Source organism: Flavobacterium erigeronis, assembly GCF_054075165.1.
On sequence record NZ_JBSKGP010000012.1, the window covers coordinates 166,223 to 184,500 of the forward strand.

Annotated in this window: 16 protein-coding genes; 9 read left to right on the forward strand and 7 right to left on the reverse strand. The window is 33.7% G+C overall.

What is annotated here, in order from left to right; genetic code table 11:
• Nucleotides 1-116 precede the first annotated feature (116 nt).
• Nucleotides 117-944, reverse strand: a complete 828-nt coding sequence (locus ACWA1F_RS21635; protein WP_306156509.1) for an SAM hydrolase/SAM-dependent halogenase family protein — start codon at nt 942-944, stop codon at nt 117-119.
• A 251-nt stretch (nt 945-1,195) separates the two neighbouring features.
• Here ACWA1F_RS21635 and ACWA1F_RS21640 point away from each other — a divergent pair, with 251 nt between their 5' ends.
• From ACWA1F_RS21640 to ACWA1F_RS21675, 8 genes are all read left to right on the forward strand, one after another.
• On the forward strand, nt 1,196-2,146 hold the full coding sequence (locus tag ACWA1F_RS21640; protein ID WP_306156511.1) for a PhoH family protein: 951 nt from the start codon (nt 1,196-1,198) through the stop codon (nt 2,144-2,146).
• 119 nt (nt 2,147-2,265) lie between these two features.
• A complete protein-coding gene (locus ACWA1F_RS21645; RefSeq protein ID WP_456896846.1) occupies nt 2,266-2,628 on the forward strand; it encodes a DUF1801 domain-containing protein in 363 nt (120 codons plus the stop codon).
• Nucleotides 2,629-2,765: 137 nt separating this feature from the next.
• Nucleotides 2,766-3,596: a Cof-type HAD-IIB family hydrolase gene (locus ACWA1F_RS21650; RefSeq protein ID WP_456896848.1), complete on the forward strand. Its 831-nt coding sequence runs from the start codon at nt 2,766-2,768 to the stop codon at nt 3,594-3,596.
• A 112-nt stretch (nt 3,597-3,708) separates the two neighbouring features.
• Nucleotides 3,709-4,302: a hypothetical protein gene (locus ACWA1F_RS21655; protein WP_456896850.1), complete on the forward strand. Its 594-nt coding sequence runs from the start codon at nt 3,709-3,711 to the stop codon at nt 4,300-4,302.
• Nucleotides 4,303-4,394: 92 nt separating this feature from the next.
• Nucleotides 4,395-5,348, forward strand: a complete 954-nt coding sequence (locus ACWA1F_RS21660; RefSeq protein ID WP_456896852.1) for a phosphoribosylaminoimidazolesuccinocarboxamide synthase — start codon at nt 4,395-4,397, stop codon at nt 5,346-5,348.
• A gap of 31 nt (nt 5,349-5,379) precedes the next feature.
• Nucleotides 5,380-6,513 (forward strand): glycoside hydrolase family 26 protein, encoded by a 1,134-nt coding sequence (locus ACWA1F_RS21665; protein ID WP_456896854.1) that lies wholly within the window; start codon nt 5,380-5,382, stop codon nt 6,511-6,513.
• A 141-nt stretch (nt 6,514-6,654) separates the two neighbouring features.
• Nucleotides 6,655-7,053, forward strand: coding sequence for an ankyrin repeat domain-containing protein (locus ACWA1F_RS21670; protein ID WP_456896856.1), 399 nt, complete (start codon nt 6,655-6,657; stop codon nt 7,051-7,053).
• 380 nt (nt 7,054-7,433) lie between these two features.
• The gene (locus ACWA1F_RS21675; protein ID WP_306156524.1) at nt 7,434-7,814 is read left to right on the forward strand and encodes an ankyrin repeat domain-containing protein; all 381 of its coding nucleotides are present in this window, start codon (nt 7,434-7,436) and stop codon (nt 7,812-7,814) included.
• Between the two features lie 160 nt (nt 7,815-7,974).
• On the opposite strand, the gene ACWA1F_RS21680 is transcribed toward ACWA1F_RS21675, so the two are convergent.
• The 6 genes from ACWA1F_RS21680 to ACWA1F_RS21705 all read right to left on the reverse strand — a co-directional run bounded on the left by ACWA1F_RS21680 (nt 7,975) and on the right by ACWA1F_RS21705 (nt 16,694).
• Nucleotides 7,975-11,073 (reverse strand): efflux RND transporter permease subunit, encoded by a 3,099-nt coding sequence (locus ACWA1F_RS21680; protein WP_456896858.1) that lies wholly within the window; start codon nt 11,071-11,073, stop codon nt 7,975-7,977.
• A 3-nt stretch (nt 11,074-11,076) separates the two neighbouring features.
• A complete protein-coding gene (locus ACWA1F_RS21685; RefSeq protein WP_456896860.1) occupies nt 11,077-12,159 on the reverse strand; it encodes an efflux RND transporter periplasmic adaptor subunit in 1,083 nt (360 codons plus the stop codon).
• Between the two features lie 12 nt (nt 12,160-12,171).
• Entirely contained in the window at nt 12,172-13,419 is a 1,248-nt protein-coding gene (locus ACWA1F_RS21690) for a TolC family protein (RefSeq protein WP_456896862.1), read from the reverse strand.
• 84 nt (nt 13,420-13,503) lie between these two features.
• Nucleotides 13,504-14,865, reverse strand: a complete 1,362-nt coding sequence (locus tag ACWA1F_RS21695; protein ID WP_456896864.1) for a sensor histidine kinase — start codon at nt 14,863-14,865, stop codon at nt 13,504-13,506.
• Nucleotides 14,862-15,542: a response regulator transcription factor gene (locus tag ACWA1F_RS21700; RefSeq protein WP_456896866.1), complete on the reverse strand. Its 681-nt coding sequence runs from the start codon at nt 15,540-15,542 to the stop codon at nt 14,862-14,864. Before ACWA1F_RS21700 ends, ACWA1F_RS21695 begins: the two co-directional genes overlap by 4 nt.
• Before the next feature lie 63 nt (nt 15,543-15,605).
• Nucleotides 15,606-16,694: a M42 family metallopeptidase gene (locus tag ACWA1F_RS21705; RefSeq protein ID WP_456896868.1), complete on the reverse strand. Its 1,089-nt coding sequence runs from the start codon at nt 16,692-16,694 to the stop codon at nt 15,606-15,608.
• Between the two features lie 81 nt (nt 16,695-16,775).
• Here ACWA1F_RS21705 and ACWA1F_RS21710 point away from each other — a divergent pair, with 81 nt between their 5' ends.
• On the forward strand, nt 16,776-17,456 hold the full coding sequence (locus tag ACWA1F_RS21710) for a DUF4294 domain-containing protein (RefSeq protein WP_456896870.1): 681 nt from the start codon (nt 16,776-16,778) through the stop codon (nt 17,454-17,456).
• The last annotated feature ends 822 nt before the right edge of the window (nt 17,457-18,278 follow it).

The window sequence follows — 18,278 nt, forward strand, 5'->3', positions numbered from 1 at the left end:
CTCCGCAATATGTTCCATAAAGTATATCTCCAATTTTTGCAGAGTTACTTATGGAGATCCTTCGTTCCTCAGGATGACAAACTTTATGGTAAATCTATTGAAAATCTAAAATTTCGTTACGAAAACTTAATCGTAATCACATCGCGATAATTCAATCCTAACAAACTATTTGCAGAACCAACTTTAGAAGGATTGCTTCTAAAAATGGCAATTTCAAGATAACCAGCTTCGTTAAAAATCGCCAGTTTTTCGCCTTCATACGTTTTAATCGGATATTTATCAGAAGTTGCAATTGCCGAATAATTGGGCAAAATGGTTTTGATGCTTTTTGGTTTCATCAGGATTTCATACGGACGCCCACGCGAAATTTCTAAGAATTGCTTTTTAGAAATATTCGTAACTACGTTTCCAAAATGATCAATGTAAATGATGTTGCCTTTTATAGAATTTCCGTCGTCAGCCACAAGAGCTTGCAGTTCGGTAGCTTCTTTAATGGCTGAAATTTCTTTTCCAATTACATTCAATAAACCGCCTTTAGAAAGGTGAGAAGCTACCTGAATGAAAATATCCAAATCTGTAGCTTCAATCGGGAAACGATCGTGAATATTGATCGCGACAATTTTCTGCGGAACGATTTTCTGCGTCAGCATACTCAAGATTCCGTTATCGGCGCAAATAAAGTAGTGATCGTTCCACTGCATGGCAATGTGCTGATTCTCTTTATTGCGCTCAATATCAACGCCAATCAAGTGTACCGTTCCTTTTGGAAAGCTCATATAAGCAGCGCCAATGATGTAACTGGCTTCGGCAGTATTAAAGGGATCAATGTCATGAGAAATGTCAACGATTTGAACCTCTGGATTTTCAGAAAGTATTTTACCCTTCAGCGACCCCACAAAGTGATCTTTCAAGCCGTAGTCTGTAGTAAGGGTAATTATTGACATAATTTTGTTTATAACTATTGATAGTATTTAAATCTAAATTTCATTAAATTTGAGAAATGCAAAGCTAATAATAGTAAACGCAAATTGAAAGAAAGAAAACACAATTTGTTAAAATACTATCAGTTTATAGCTTTAAGTATTCAGTTATATTTGTTTAGAAAATTAGAACAATTGAAAACGGAATACTGAAACAAAAAGAACCCGACAACTCTAAAATAATAACTGAATTATTTAATTTAAAACTACTTCATTTGAACGAAAGAATAATCGAGCTAGTAGATATTGCACCAAAAGAGTTTTGGGGCGCGCAAGACAGCCATTTAGAAATTATTAAAAAGTATTACCCGAAGCTTAAAATCGTAGCGCGAGGGACAACTTTAAAAGCATTTGGCGAAAAAGAAGTTTTAGACGAATTCGAAAAAAGATTTCAGCGATTAATGCTTCATTTTACACGTTACAATAATATTGATGATAATGTGATTGAACGTGTTATAATGAGTGACGGTCAGGATGAAAAAAGAGCTTACGATCATGACAAAATCTTAGTTCATGGTGTTGGCGGAAAAATAGTTAAAGCCATGACGCCCAACCAGCAGTTACTGGTGGATACGATCAAAAAGAACGATATGGTTTTTGCAGTTGGTCCCGCTGGAACTGGTAAGACTTATACTGGTGTTGCAATGGCAGTAAAAATGCTGAAGGACAAAGAAGTAAAAAGAATCATATTAACGCGTCCTGCGGTTGAAGCAGGAGAAAATCTGGGATTCTTGCCTGGAGATATGAAAGAAAAACTCGATCCTTATATGCAGCCTCTTTATGACGCTTTAAGAGATATGATTCCGAATGAAAAATTGGAAGATTATATCTTAAAAGGAATTATTCAGATTGCGCCATTGGCTTTTATGCGCGGACGTACATTGGATAATGCTTTTGTAATCTTGGATGAAGCACAAAATACCACGCATTCGCAAATGAAAATGTTTTTGACCCGTATGGGAAAAAATGCCAAATTTATGATTACGGGTGATCCTGGTCAGGTCGATTTGCCGAGAAGAACAATTTCTGGACTTAAAGAAGCACTTTTGGTTTTAAAAGACATTGATGGTATTGGAATTATTTATCTAGATGATAAAGATATCGTGCGTCACAGATTGGTTAAAAAGGTAATTGATGCTTATAAGCAGATTGAAAATCACGATTAATACTAATTTTAGTGAAATGTTAAATGTAAATCGTGAATTGTGTTTTAACATTTAATAATATTCGTTTTGTACGTTTTAAAAAAAGTGCAAAACGAATATTTTTTTTATTTTAATTGGAAATGAAAGAAGTAGATGATTTTTATGAGAATTCAAAAATACCATTTAGAGAAACTTTGTTAGCTCTAAGCGAAATCATTCTTCGTCAAGATAAAGAAATTACAAATGTTCTAAAATACGGAATGCCATTTTTTTGCTATAAAAAGAAAATGTTCTGCTATTTATGGATTCATAAAAAATTAAATCAGCCTTATATCGGAATTGTAGAAGGAAAGCATTTTGATGAGCCATTTTTAATTCAAGAAAATAGATCAAGAATGAAGGTTTTTTTAATGGATTCAGAAAAAGATTTGCCTTTAGAACAAATTGAAACGGTTATTCAAAAAGCGTTAAATTTATATAAATCAGGAACTATTAAAGTTTAATTATCGAAAACTTAATATTTAACGAAATAGTTAAATAAATAATAAACTTGCCGTATTTCATGCTTTCAAATGGCTCAAACTTTGTTCTTCCGAGCTTAAAACCGTAAATTTGCAATTATACCTATTTGAATATTAAGATGACAAAACTTAAAAATATAAAAGTGGTAGTAAGTGACCTTGACGGAACTTTACTTAATCCACAGCACAGAATTTCAGACTATACCAAAACAATTTTTCAAGAACTTCACAATCAAGGCTATCTAATTGTGGTAGCAACTGGCCGCCATCATTTGGATGCAATGGCTATCATTGATAAACTTGAAATTCCCGTTTATTTAGTGAGTTCAAACGGAGCTCGAATTCATTCGCCAAATAAAGAAGAACTTTTTGCATTCAACTTAAACAGTGATATTGTAAAAGCGGCTTTAAATGTAGAAATCGATCCAGAAATTACAGTTGTATTGTTTAAAGAAAATACTTGGCAAACCAATAAATGGAATGAAAAATTGAATTCTTTTCAAGAAGAATTAAAATACCGTCCAGAATTGGTTGATTATAAAGCTTTGGATGATTTTGCTGCCATTAAAATTTTCTTCTCTTGCGCAGATCATGAGAAATTAGTGAAGTTGAAAGACGAAATTTTAGCGAATTCTTCAGAACATTTGCACCATGCTTTTAGCTTGCCGACTTGTTTAGAGTTTATGGACAAATCGATCGACAAAGCGGTTTCTATTGAAAGAGTTTTAGAAAAAGAAGGTTTCACTTTAAAAGAAGCAGTTGCTTTTGGAGACGGCTACAATGATGTTCAAATGCTTTCTGCAGCTGGAAAAGGACTTATTATGGGGAATGCACCAGCTTCGCTAAAAGAAGAGCTTTCCGATTTAGAAGTTATTGAAACCAACGCCGAAGATGGAGTAGCAAAATATATTGCCTCTAAAATTCTAGATAAAGAATTTGCAACAACCTAATTCATAATGTTTTATATTCAGTTTTATTGCTGGATAATAAATTATAGTTATTTTTATAAGAGCTAATTCTCTGTGAATTAGCTCTTATTTTTTTAACCTTAATTTTCAAACCATGAAAAGATTTTTACTTCAAGTTGAACGAAATTGTATTTCGGGAGCATTGGTTTTATTGCCGCTTTTAGTTTTTTTTGTTTTGCTGGAAAAAGTCTGGAAGTTCTTTCAGAATTACGGAGAAAAGTTTGCGCATTTGCTGCGATTGGATCTTGTTTTAGGAAAATATGCTACCGATATAGCTGGCGGAATAATTTTGCTGGCTTTAATTTATTTTAGTGGTTTTTTGATGCGTTTGGCTGTTTTAAAACACTTTACAGAATGGATAGACGAAAAATTAATGATTTTTTTGCCAGGTTATGAAAAGAATAAGAAAGAAGCGGAAGAAAAATTATTGAAGAGAAATGTTATTCCAAAACCTGTAACAGATTTGCCAATTTTACTTAAAAATGGAAATTTTTGGCAGCCAGCCCATTTAATTGAAGAAGATCAAAACGGAAACGCTGTCGTTTTTGTGCCCAATGCGCCATCCAAAGATCACGGACAAATTTTGATTGTTTCATCACATGATATCAAAAAGTTGCCAGAAACGACACTTGGCAGTTTAGACAACTCCATAAAATCATTTGGAAAAGGCATTTTAAGTTTTAAATAATACCTCTTTAAATTGAAGTGATATTTTCTTTGTTTGCTCTGTCAAATAGTTTTAAATTTGCATTCATAAAAAACAACACAACCAAAAGGATAATGAGTAATACGATCACAACTACAAATTTTAATTTCCCGAACCAGAAATCAGTTTACCGCGGAAAAGTTAGAGAAGTTTATAATATTAACGACGAACTTTTAGTAATGGTGGCTACCGATAGACTTTCGGCTTTTGATGTAGTTTTACCAAAAGGAATTCCGTACAAAGGACAAATCCTAAATCAGATTGCAACAAAATTTATGGAATTGACACAAGATATCGTTCCAAACTGGCTGATTGCAACTCCAGATCCTAACGTTGCTGTTGGACATTTATGCGAGCCTTTTAAAGTAGAAATGGTTATTCGCGGATACGTTTCTGGACATGCTGCACGCGAATATGCTGCAGGAAGAAGACAAATTTGCGGTGTTACTATGGCAGAAGGTTTAAAAGAAAATGATAAATTTCCAGAACCAATTATTACGCCAACCACAAAAGCAGATAATGGTTCTCATGACGAAGATATTTCTCGCGAAGACATTTTAGCAAAAGGAATTGTTTCTGAAGAAGATTATTTAGTTTTAGAAAAATATACTCGTGCTTTATTTCAAAGAGGAACTGAAATCGCAGCTCAAAGAGGGTTGATTTTAGTAGACACAAAATACGAGTTCGGAAAAACAAAAGATGGTGTTATTGTTTTAATAGACGAAATCCACACACCAGATTCTTCTCGTTATTTTTATGCTGAAGGATATGCAGAAAGACAAGCAAAAGGTGAGGAGCAAAAACAATTATCTAAAGAATTTGTTCGCCGCTGGTTAATCGAAAATGGTTTTCAAGGTCAAGAAGGGCAGCAAATTCCTAATATGACAGACGAATATATCGAATCTGTTTCTGAAAGATATATCGAATTGTACGAGAATATTTTAGGAGAAAAATTTGTAAAAGCTGATATTGACAATATTGATCAACGTATTGAAAAAAATGTATTAGATTACCTTTCTTCAAAATAGTAATTTTGGGTTTAAACGAACTATTTAAACCATGAACTTTATACCGAAAAAAAATGCCCTGTTATTTGTATGTCTTACAGCAGGGCATTTTCTTTTTGCGCAAATTGATAAAAATGCGACAAAAGAAACGAAAAACCTTTACCAGAATTTAAAAACGATTTCTAAAAATCATATTCTTTTCGGGCATCAGCACGCACTCGAATACGGTCACGGATGGAGTAATGAACCCAATCGTTCTGATGTAAAGTCAGTTACGGGTTCTCATCCAGCGGTTATTGGGATTGATTTTAGTGATTTTTCAGGACGACCTACAGAACAGATTGAAAAAGCTAAAGAAGTTTTAAGAAAAAATGTAATTGCCACTTATGAAAGAGGCGGAATTACAACGGTTTCTTGGCATTTTAATAATCCCGCTTCTGAAGGCGGATTTTATTGGAAAGACGGAATTTCAACAGCTTCAATGTCTTTAATAAAACCCGGAGGTTCTCATCATGAGCAGTATAAAGAAATTTTAAAAACAATTGCCGATTTTGCTCATTCGGTAAAAGCAAAAGATGGAAAACTTTCTCCAATGATTTTCAGACCTTTTCATGAATTTGATGGCGATTGGTTCTGGTGGGGAAAATCGCATGCTTCTCGAGAAGATTTTATTGCAGTTTGGCAGTTTACGGTTTCTTATTTGAAAGACACTTTGGGAGTCCACAATTTTATTTACGCTTTTTCCCCAGACAATCGATTTAACTCTGAATCGGAATATTTGGAACGTTATCCTGATGATGAATTTGTTGATCTGTTGGGGATGGATGATTATGGAGATTTTGGCAGAGACGGAAAATATGATTTAGAAGCAGGAATAAAAAAGCTTAAAATATTTTCTGATTTGGCTCTAAAAAAGAAAAAACTCGCTGCATTTACAGAAACAGGATTAGAATCTATTCCAAACGAAAATTGGTGGACAGAGGTTTTGCTGAAAACATTAAAATCTCAAAATTTAGAATTGGCTTACGTTTTAGTATGGCGAAATGATGCTGTAAGTCCAACGCATTATTATGCGCCTTTTCCTGAGCAGGTTAGCGAAAGTAATTTTCTAAAATTTTATTATGATCCGTTTACTTTATTTGAAAAAGATGTAAAGAATATTTATAGCAAGAAGTTTAAAATTTAGACTATTCTTATGTCTATGCGAAAGAGCAATTTGGATTAAACCGAATTGCGCTTTTTTTTTTTCAAAATCATGCAACCAAATTCATTTTTGAGTCGTCTAAATAGTAAATCATCATCATCAATCATTTAACAAACAATCATCATGAAAAAAACAGTAATTATTTTAGGAGCAGTTTTCTTTTTAGGAAATGCTTCGTTTGCATCAAACTTTGATTTAGAAGCTAAAAACCAAGTTGAATTCTCTGCTTATGGAAACTCACCATTTCATCTTGCAGTAAGCAAAGGCGATATTGAGGCCGTCAAGAAATTTATAATGTATGGAACCAATGTCAATAAAATGGTAAATAATATGACGCCATTAATGCTTGCGGCACGATTTAATTATTGTGAAATCATAAAAATTTTGATTGAAAATGGCGCAGATTCGTCAATTGAAAATTCGCATGGACTTACAGCTTTAAATTACGCAGAGTATGCAAAAGCAACCGATTCTATTACGTTATTGAAAGTAATAAAAGAAAATCGCAGAAGTAGTAAATAAGAAAAAATAAAGTGCAATTCAAAAAATACTGAATTGCACTTTTCTATTTACAGGCTTTAGAATCAGGTTTCTCTTTTCTTAATTTTTATCTATAAAAATAAGATTTAGAAAAGAGCGCTTCTGTTGTAATGTTATCTTTTTCATGCTAGTTGAAAAATCAATAAGATTTATTGTAACATTTTTGGTTTTCTGTAGTCTATTATAGTAAAACCATTAATTTGGTAACGTTTAGGTTCTTTAATTATCGTATTATTAAGTGAATGTTAAGAATTAGTTAAAACATGGTACTTTGTAATGCATAATACAGTAAAATAATTTACCTTTACATCAGAATTAAAAAATCATCATCATCATCAATCATTTAACAAACATCAATCATTATGAAAAAATCAGTTATTTATTTAGGACTAGCCTTAGTAACATTTGGAAATGTAGCAATGGCTTCAAACAAAATTTCAACTTTTAAAAATCCAGTTGAACGTACAGGTTATGCAGCAAATCCATTAAATGTTGCAATTAGCAAAGGAGATCTTGAAACGGTTAAAAAGTTTATTGAATATGGCGCAGACGTTAACCAAATGTCTGAAGATCTTACTCCTTTAATGATCGCTGCACTTTACAATAAACATGAAATCATTAAAGTTTTATTGGCTAGCGGAGCAAATCCAAGTACCAAAAATGAAAAAGGTTATACTGCATTGAAATATGCACAAGGATCAAATGCTTCAGATGCAATTGCACTTTTGAAAGATTTGAAATAACAGTTTAAAAAAGTTTTGAGTTAGTATAAAAATGACCTTTCTGAGCAAAAGGTCATTTTTTTTGCTTTAGATTTTGCATTCTAAAACAAAGAAGCACCATTATTTCTAATGATGCTTCTTCTTTTTTAAATCCCAACAAATGATTTAAAACTAAATATTTTTATTCTATTGGTACATCTTTCTTTCTGTTGAATACCCAGAATAAGATCGGGAATACTAATAGCGTCAAGACTGTTGCGGTCATTAATCCGCCAATAATTACAATGGCAAGCGGTTTTTGCGATTCAGAACCAATTCCGGTAGAAATTGCTGCTGGCAATAATCCGATAGAAGCCATTAAAGCAGTCATAACTACGGCTCTTGTTCTGGCTTTTACTCCTCTAAAAATAGATTCTTCGAGCGAAAATTTAGCCTTCAGATTATGATGGAATTCCGAAATCAGAATAACTCCATTTTGAATACAGATTCCTAAAAGAGCGATAAATCCAACTCCAGCAGAAATTCCGAAATTCATTCCTGTAATATGTAGCGCTATAATTCCGCCAATAATCGCAAACGGAACGTTAGCTAAAACAAGAAGCGAATCTTTAAAATTTCCAAATAAAATGAACAGCAAGACAAAAATCCCAATTAAACTGATTGGCACAACTTGAGCCAAACGCGCACTCGCACGAACCTGATTTTCAAATTCACCTGTCCAACCCGTTGTGTAACCGGCAGGTAGTTTAAGTTTATTTACTTTTGCTTGTGCTTCGGCAATTGTACTACCTAAATCTCGATCACGAACAGAGAATTTTACTCCAATAAAACGTTTGGTATTGTCTCTGTAAATAAACGCGGGACCCGTAATGGTTTTAATATCGCAGATTTCTTTCAAAGGAATTTTGATTCCGCTAATCGTTGGAACTTTAATTTCTTCCAAATCTTTTTCATCTTTTCTGTATTCTTTAGAAAAACGGACACGAACATCAAATTTCTTTTCATCTTCATATTTTTCGGTCGCTGTCTTTCCTCCAAACGCCAATTCTAAAACCGCTTGAGCATCGCTTAAAGTTACACCGTAAGCAGCCATTTTTTCACGATCTAAGATTACGCTTATTTCAGGCTGTCCAACATTTCTAAGAATTCCAGCATCTTTTATTCCCGGAATATCTTTTATTTCAGCCAGAACTTTATTGGCAAGTTCGTCGAGTTTGTTCAAATCATCACCGTAAATTTTAACTGCATTCGATGCTTTAAAACCAGCAACCGATTCGGCAACGTTATCAATTACGGGCTGAGAATAATTATACGTAATTCCCTGATGAATTTTCAGTTTATTATCCATTTCATTGATCAGATCGTCCATAGAAATTTTACGTTTCCATTCTGCTTTTGGAAGTAAGTCAACCTGAAGCTGAATAAACCCAAAACCATTCGGATCGGTTCCGTCATTGCTTCGTCCAGTTTGAGATAATACTTTTTTAACCTCAGGAAAACTTTCTAAGTCTTTTCTAATCATCGCCGCCGTTTTCACACTTTCAGGTAGAGAAGTACTCATTGGCAATTCAGCCGTAACCCATAAGGCTCCTTCATTTAATTGTGGCAAAAATTCTGTTCCTAAGAAACCTGCAGAAAAGAAAACTGCTCCAAGTAACGCTGTAGAAGCAATTAAGGTTTGAACTTTATGTTTAAATGTCCAAGCAAATCCTTTAGAAACAATTCGATCCCAGAAATTTACAAACGGGTTGTGCTTTTCTCTTACATTTTTATTCAATAAAATATGAGAAAGAACTGGAACTAAAGTCAGCGTAAAAATAAGTGCTCCCAATAAAGCAAAACCTAAAGTAAAGGCTAGAGGAGAGAACATTTTTCCTTCTACTTTCTGGAAAGAGAAAATAGGAAGCAGAGCCGTAATGATAATCAATTTAGAAAAGAAAATAGCTTTACCCATTTCTGTTCCCGTTTTCTTGATTAAGCTTCCTTTAGCAATTTTATTGAATTTCTCCATTCCAAATTGATGCGCTCGATGATCGAGAACTACAAACAATCCTTCGACCATTACGACGGCTCCGTCAATGATAATTCCGAAATCGACAGCACCTAAACTTAATAAGTTGGCACTCATCCCCATCATTTTTAAACATAAAAAAGCAAATAAAAGCGAAAGCGGAATTACAATAGAAACTGTAAAAGTGGTTCGCCAGTCGGCCATGAATAAGAATACAACACAAGTAACCAGAATAATACCTTCAAATAAGTTGTGCATTACCGTTTCGGTCGTAAAATTCATCAGATTATCACGATCGTAAAAAGTCTCAATTTTAATGTCTTTCGGAAGAACATTTTCATTAAGATCTTTGATTTTTGCTTTAATCAATGCCAGAGTTTCCTGCGGATTTTCTCCTTTACGCATTACAACAATTCCTTCTACAGCATCGTCATTATTTCCAAGACCGGTTTGTCCAACTCTAGGCATTGAACTTTCGTAAACATCGGCTAAATTTTTAACCAAAATCGGATTTCCTCCAGCATCATCAACAATAATATTTCCAATATCTTCTCTTGACTTTAATAAACCAACACCACGAACCACAAAAGCTTGTCCGTTTTTTTCAATTACATCACCACCAACATTTAAGTTTCCAGAGTTTACTGCATTATAAACCTGCAATGGCGTAATGTTATATTTAGCCAATTTAATCGGATCAACCCCAACTTCATAAGTTTTAGTCTGACCTCCAAAAACATTCAAATCGGCAACACCAGGAAGTGAACGTAATTGTTTATCGATTACCCAGTTTTGGTAAGTCAATAATTCTCTACTATCTCTGCTGTCACTTTTTACGATATATCTGAAAATTTCTCCAGTTGGGCCGTACGGAGGCTGTACATCTGGTTCGACATCATCGGGAAGCGAAACGTTTTTTAATAAATTGTTTACCTGAAAACGGGCGAAAGTATCGTCAACGCCGTCATCAAAAATGATTTTTATTACAGACAAACCAAACATCGTAATACTTCGAACACTGGTCTTTTTCTGAACAGAGTTCATGGCAATTTCAATAGGAGAGGTCACGAAGCGCTCTACTTCTTCAGCACTTTTTCCATTCCATTGTGTTATAATAATGATTTGTGTATTGGTAACGTCTGGGAAGGCGTCGATTGGCATATTTTTGAATGAAATAAATCCAGCCACAGCTAATAATCCAACCCAAAAGAAAGTAAATGCTTTGTTCTTTAGCGAAAAAGCAATAATATTTTTAATGAATTTGTTCATGTCTTAATTGTTTAAAGCACCATAAATGAATAGCTGGTTGTTTGTAATTACCTTTTCATTTTCTTTTAAACCACTCGAAATATAAGTTGTGTCTCCAACAACTCGGTAAACTTCTACTTGTCTGGTTTCGATATTATTTCGGTCTTTAAAAACTACTACAAAATTTTTGCTTTTGTCAAACACAATAGCTTTACTAGGCACGGCTATCATAGATTGATTTTCATTAAAAGACAATTTGATATTGGCATTCATATCAGGTTTAAGCATATAATCTGTATTGCTTAATTTAATTCTGGCTTGCATGGCTTTCGTTTCTGGATCAATCACATTGTAGATTTTGTCTACTTTGCCATAAAAGGTTTTATCCGGATAACTTAAAGTGGTAACCGCAGCATTAGTTCCCAGTTTTACTTTATTAATATCAATTTCATTAATATTAGCCATTGCCCAAACCTCACTAATCTCTGCAATATCAAATATGTTTTCAGAACGGTCATTACGCAAAAGCATATCCTGATTGATACTTTTTTGAATAATAAAACCACTTATCGGAGCTGTTACTTCATAAATAGATCCAGCTTTGATGTTGTAAATCTTATAAGTCTCTTGAATTTTGCTTAATTGAGATTGCGCTTTATTTACTTCAGATTTTGCTTGAAGGACATCACTTTCAGAATTTAATTTTCCATCAAATAATTCCTGAGCTACTTTTAAATTGTTTTTTGCAACAAGTAAATCACTTTTGGCATCAATAGATTGTTTTTCAAAATCGGCAACATCAGTACTTTTTATAGTGGCAAGAACTTGTCCTTTTTTGACATAATCTCCAAGCTCAACGTTTACCTTCATTACGTTCCCGCCAACAAGCGGATACACGTCGATCATTTTGTTATTGTCTGCCGTAATTTTTCCATAAAAACTTAGCTCATTTTTTACCGGCTCCGTTTTGGCTTCGGCTGTTGTAGTCGTTTTTAGCATATCGTTGCTTAAAACAAACGAAGTATTGGTTTCAGGATTTTCAACTTCCTTTTTGCAGCTTGTCAGAGCCAAACTAACTATTGCGATTCCTAAGAATATATGTTTCATTTCTATAATTTTTTAAAATAAATCTTTGTTGATGGTACTATTTAATTCTTCGCCTGCGATAACGACTTTTTTCTTTAATTCATTTAACTGAATTATTGCCTGATTGTAGCTTTCCATGAAATCGGTAAATTCTAAAAGGCTTACGTTTCGTTTCTGAAAGTTGGTCAGCATTCCGTTGTAAACCGCTTCAAAATCAGAATTTACAGTTGGCTTGATCACGCTGTAGTTTTGTCTAGACTCATCCCATTTGGTCCAAGCAGAAGTAATTTCAGTTTGCAATTGCAACTCGAAATTTTGTTTTTCAACTTTCGATTGTTCCAGAATAGATTGGGCGTATTTAATATTTCCTTTATTCTTGTTCCATAAAGGCAACGGAATACCTACGCTTAAGTTAGCTTCATTATTAAATGCCCCGCTTCGCTGATCGTAGTTGGCGCCCAAAGTTATATCTGGAACCGAAAGCGATTTTTGCCATTTTACATTCAGTTCATTAGCATCAATTTCTTTTTGTTTGGCCAGATAATCAGGTCGGTTTGCTATTGCTTGTTCTTCAAAACCTTTAAGGTCAAAAGTGATTATCTTTAAATATTTATCTGAATCTTCTTTTCTTACTGTCGGAACTACGTTTTCAGTTTCATTTAAAAGAAGTTTCAAATTCGCCTGTTCTTCTATATTATCATTAATAACTTCCAGTCTTTCATTTTTGAAATTTAGATACAACGACTGCAAACGAACCACATCTTTTAAAGGAATATTCCCTTTTTGAGCCTGAATAGAGTACGAATTGATTAAGTTTTCGATGTGTGCCAATTGTTTATCTGTATTTTCCAGATTTTTGGAATTGTAGTAAACAGTAAAAAAGCTTTTGCGCAATTGCAGTTTTAAAGTGCGTAATACGTCATTAAACTGCAGTTCTGCCAATTGTGCATTAGCTTGAGCAAGTTTAACTTCATTTCTTTTTTTACCTCCAAGATAAATAAGCTGTTCAATTGCAAATACTTTCTGTCCGTTTTTTCCAATGTCAAAAAACTTGTCACGTTCAGGATTATAAGCATTCAATTCGGCAGTTATAGTGGGGTTGTCCCAAATCCTGGCCTGAATAGTTAGGGCTTTTGCGGCATCAATATTATATTGCGACGCCAGTAAAAAAAGATTCTTTTTTAAGAATTGGCTTTCACAGTCTTGAAGAGTGACTGTTTTTTGAGCCATAACTACCTGATTGAGCAATGCAAGCAGTAAGAATGCATATAGTTTTTTCATTGTATCAAATTTATTTTATACAAATATGCTATCAGCCGACTTTAAGACGCCTTAAAATCTACCTTAAAAATAGCTTAAAATAAATTATCTACGAAAAATAATACTAAATAAATTAATGTTAGTGCTTGGAATACTGTAAGTTATGTATGAGTTGTGAAGATTAAGAATACGATTTACTATTCGAAGCCCAAGTCCAAAACCAGTAATTCCTTTAGCATTTTCACCACGCATAAAAGGCTGAAAAAGATTTTTTTGTTCCGAATCATTTAAAGTTCGGCCAGAATTTGTAATCGATAAAATCAACTGACCGTTCTGGGTACCGATTTTTACCTTTGCCTGTTTGTTGTCAGAATAAATGTAGGCGTTTTTTAAAACATTGGTTATAGCAATTTCGAGAAGGTTTTTATTGCCATTAAATTCTAATGCTGTATCCAAATCATCACTTTCCTCCATTTCAAAAAGAATAACAAAATCTGGAAATGTTTTATTGATTTTTTCAATCGAAGAGAACAGAATTTCATCGATACGCTGAACATCATTATGATCCGTTTTTCGATTGTCAATTTTAGAAAGAATCAATAACGAGTTAATCAATTCGCTCAAATGATTGACATCGTCTAATATATTATTTAAGAAAGATTTCTTTTCGGGATTAATTTCAGGATCAGTAATAGCGTTTTCAATCTGAGAAGTCATTCTAGAAAGTGGAGTTCGCAATTCGTGAGACGCATGTGCTGTAAACTCTTTTTGCTTTTGATAGGAAATCTCAATTCGATCCATCATAAAATTAAACTCATCTGCAATTAAATCAATTTCGTTTTTACTTCGATGTGATGTAATTCGAGTATCAAGATTATTTTCGTTAATATTTTTTATTTTCTGATGAAAAGCATCCAGAGGTTTCAACGCTTTCTTTACAGCTAAAGAAGTCAAAAGCCAGCAAATAGTAGTAAAGAACAAATAAGAGATAACCAACGTATATCTCAAAAATAGCAATTTCTTTTTGCCGTAATCGTCAGTTGCGGAAATAAGCGCATAGAAATCCTTATCGTTGGTATCGTAAAAAACACCATAAACTTCATAGTCGCCTTGCTGTTTAAAAAAGGTTTTATTCTTTTTCAAATATTTTAAATCCTCAATTGACCAATTTATTTTAGCATCATCGATACTGCTGTAAATCAATTTAAAATTAGAATCGAAAACAAGCGTTTTTTCATCGTAAAGTTTATTGATAGAATTTTGGTCAATTATTTTTAAAAGCTGATTATCGACACGCTTTACATTAACAAGCAATTTGATGTTAGATAAAGCTTTAATCTCTAATCGATCTCTAAATTCTTCTTTTCTATAATTAGAATACAAAACGAATATCACAGTAGAAGCCAAACCAAAAAGAATGGTAAACAGCAAACTAACCAAAAGTGATATCCGATTTTTTAATGTCATTCCTTATCGCTTAAATAATATCCGTAACCTACTTTAGTACGGATAAGTTTTGTTTCGTGTTCTTTATCGATTTTCTTTCTCAAAAAGTTTATATACACTTCTATAGTATTCTGATTGGTTTCTATATGATAATCCCAGAGCTTATCGGCAATAAACTGTTTAGAAAGCACTTTTCCTTTAGCATGTGCCAAAATTAAAATTAAATTGAATTCTTTTGGCGTTAGTTTTATTTCTTCTCCAGATCTAAAAACTTTCATTTCTTCTTCCAGAATTTCAAGATCGTCAATTACAATTTTATTTTCAATCTGCTGCGGAACTTCTTTTCTCCTTAAAAGCGACTGAACTCTCGCGTACAATTCTTCAAAATGAAAAGGTTTTACCAAATAATCGTCTGCGCCATTATCAAAAGAAGATAATTTGTCTTCAATTTCGCTAAAAGCCGTCAGCATTATAATTGGAGTCTTTTTGTCAACTTTACGAATATCTCTGCAAACATCAATTCCGTTTGTTCCTGGAACATTAATATCCAGAATAATCAAATCGTAATCGTAAGGAAAATACTTTTTGATGAGAAGCGAGCCATCATAATAAGGAAAACACTCGAAACCCTTCGAAACAAAGAACGCCGAAATTTCTTTAGACAAAGTAAAATCGTCTTCGAGCAGTAATATTTTCATGTTGTTTATTATTTGTAAATCCAGATCTGTGTATTGATCTGGATTTACATTAGAAATATATTTTTATTTAAAATAAGAAAAAGTTTCGTTATTTTCAATTTTTAATAAAGCTTCATAAATAAGTTGGATTACATTTTCAACATCGTCCTTATGAACCATTTCTACCGTTGTGTGCATATAACGCAACGGAAGCGAAATCAATGCAGAAGGTACACCGCCATTACTATAAGCGAAAGCATCTGTATCTGTACCCGTAGCTCTTGATGTAGCATGTCTCTGAAACGGAATTTTATTTTCTGATGCTGTATCTACAATCAAATCGCGCAATTTATTCTGAATTGCCGGTGAGTAACCAATAACAGGGCCTTTACCCATTTTAAGATCGCCTTCCACCTTTTTATCAATCATTGGAGTAGTGGTATCGTGGCAAACATCAGTCACAATCGCAACATTTGGTTTAATTCGGTGAGCAATCATTTCAGCTCCACGAAGACCAATTTCTTCCTGAACAGAATTTACAATATACAAACCAAAAGGAAGCGTTTTTTTATTATCGTGTAATAAACGTGCAACTTCAGCAATCATAAAACCGCCCATTCTATTATCAATAGCACGGCAAACAAATTTATTTTCGTTTAAAATCATAAATTCGTCTGGATACGTAATCACACAGCCAACATGAACGCCTAATGCTTCAACCTGTTCCTTAGTTTCGCATCCTAAATCAATAAAAATATTACTCAATTTTGGAACCTCTTCTTTGTCACGTAAACGAGTATGAATCGCTGGCCATCCAAAAACACCTTTTACAATCCCATTTTTAGTGTGAATATTAACCCTTTTAGAAGGAGCAATCTGATGATCAGAACCACCATTTCGTATTACATATATTAAACCATCTTCCGTAATATAATTTACATACCATGAAATTTCATCAGCATGCCCTTCAATAACAACTTTATATGGAGCGTCAGGATTAATTACTCCAACAGCAGTTCCGTAAGTATCAGTTATAAAAGTATCCACATAAGGTTTTAGATAATCCATCCAAAGTTTCTGACCTTCACTCTCGTAACCAGTAGGAGAAGCGTTATTTAAGTAACTTTCTAAGAAAGCTATAGAGTTATCATTTAAGATAGAATTTGTACTCATAAAAATATTTTTTTGCTAAAATAGAAATTTGGTATTAGAGTTGTGTATAAATATATAATTTTACACTTAAATTATGATTCAATGAGACTAACCACCTTTTTATTTATACTATTAGTTTGTTTTTCTTCCAAAGCCCAAGTTACTCCCAAAGAGAACGAACAAATGGGGTACATTCTCACAGAGAGAGATTCAATTTTAGGTGATACCATTCAGCTTCCCGAAATAATTATTTCTAAGGGGCAGAAGATGAGCCCAGAAGAAATGAAGCAATTCCAAATTCTGCAAAATCGAGTTTATAAAGTCTATCCGTATGCAAAACTAGCTTCAGAAAGATTAACAGCTTTAAACAACGGAATGGCTAGATTGAAAACTAGTCGCGAAAAGAAGAAGTATTTTAAGATCGTAGAAGATTACTTAAATAACGAATTCGAACAAAGGCTAAAAAAATTATCGAGAAAGCAAGGACAGATTTTAGTAAAGCTGATTCATCGCCAGACTGGTATTACAACCTACGAATTAATAAAAACACTAAAAAGCGGATTCAAAGCCTTTGTATCTAATACAACCGCCAATTTATTTGATATTAGTTTAAAAGAAGAATATAAACCATACGATGTAAACGAAGACTATTTAATAGAAACCATCTTAGTTCGAGCATTCGAATCAGGCCGACTCATAAATCAAAAACCCGCCAATCCAGTAGATTACCAAGATCTAGCAGAAAAATGGCAACAAAAAGCAAAAGAACTAAACAAGAAATAATTCGATACATATATAAAGGTAACTATTTTGACCCCTACAACCCGACAGGTTTCCAAAACCTGTCGGGTTTATTTTTACACAATATATATGGTATAAGTTTTCAGCTCCCAGTTTTTCCTGTAAAGCCGCACCGCAGTGCGTCACGTGCCCATTGTAGTAGCTTCGCAACCCGACAGGTTTCCAAAACCTGTCGGCTTTGTTTTTACATACTTTATAATAGTATAATTTTCAAAACCCCAATTTTCCCTGTAGAGGCGCACCGCAGTGCGTCTCGCGCAACGCTATTCACGCAAACCATAATATTTAAGAACGAATGTCAGGCTGAGCGCAGCGAAGCCGTCAGAATTGGAATTTGGTCCCGAAGCTTCGGGATAAAAGATTTGGGATTTAATAAAAATAAGGAGCCATTTCCCGCTATCCGCTGCAATCTTTTTGGGGCGAACCCCGCCCCAAAAAGGATTTCCGCTTCTATCGGGGCTAGGGCAGCCGCTTCCAGAAGAAGCTTTGTGTCTGTTAAGTGTAAAAAACAAGCTAAACACTGAAAACTCCCCAAAAAATGGGAAAGAATAAAAGCGTAAATTATGGAATCTAGAACTGAACTAAGAAAAAACCCACGAAGATCTCAAAATAATTAAAACGCAAAGCCTATGTTACCAGCGCGTTAAGAAAAAGAACGCAAAAAGATTGAAAAAACATGATAAAAAAGCTTGTATAACTGGAAAAAGGGGCTACTTTTGCACCCGCAACAGCGAAAACGCTCATCGAAATACTGGCAGGCTTTAAGGATAAAAAAGAAAAGAAATTTTCAGAAAAAAGATTCGA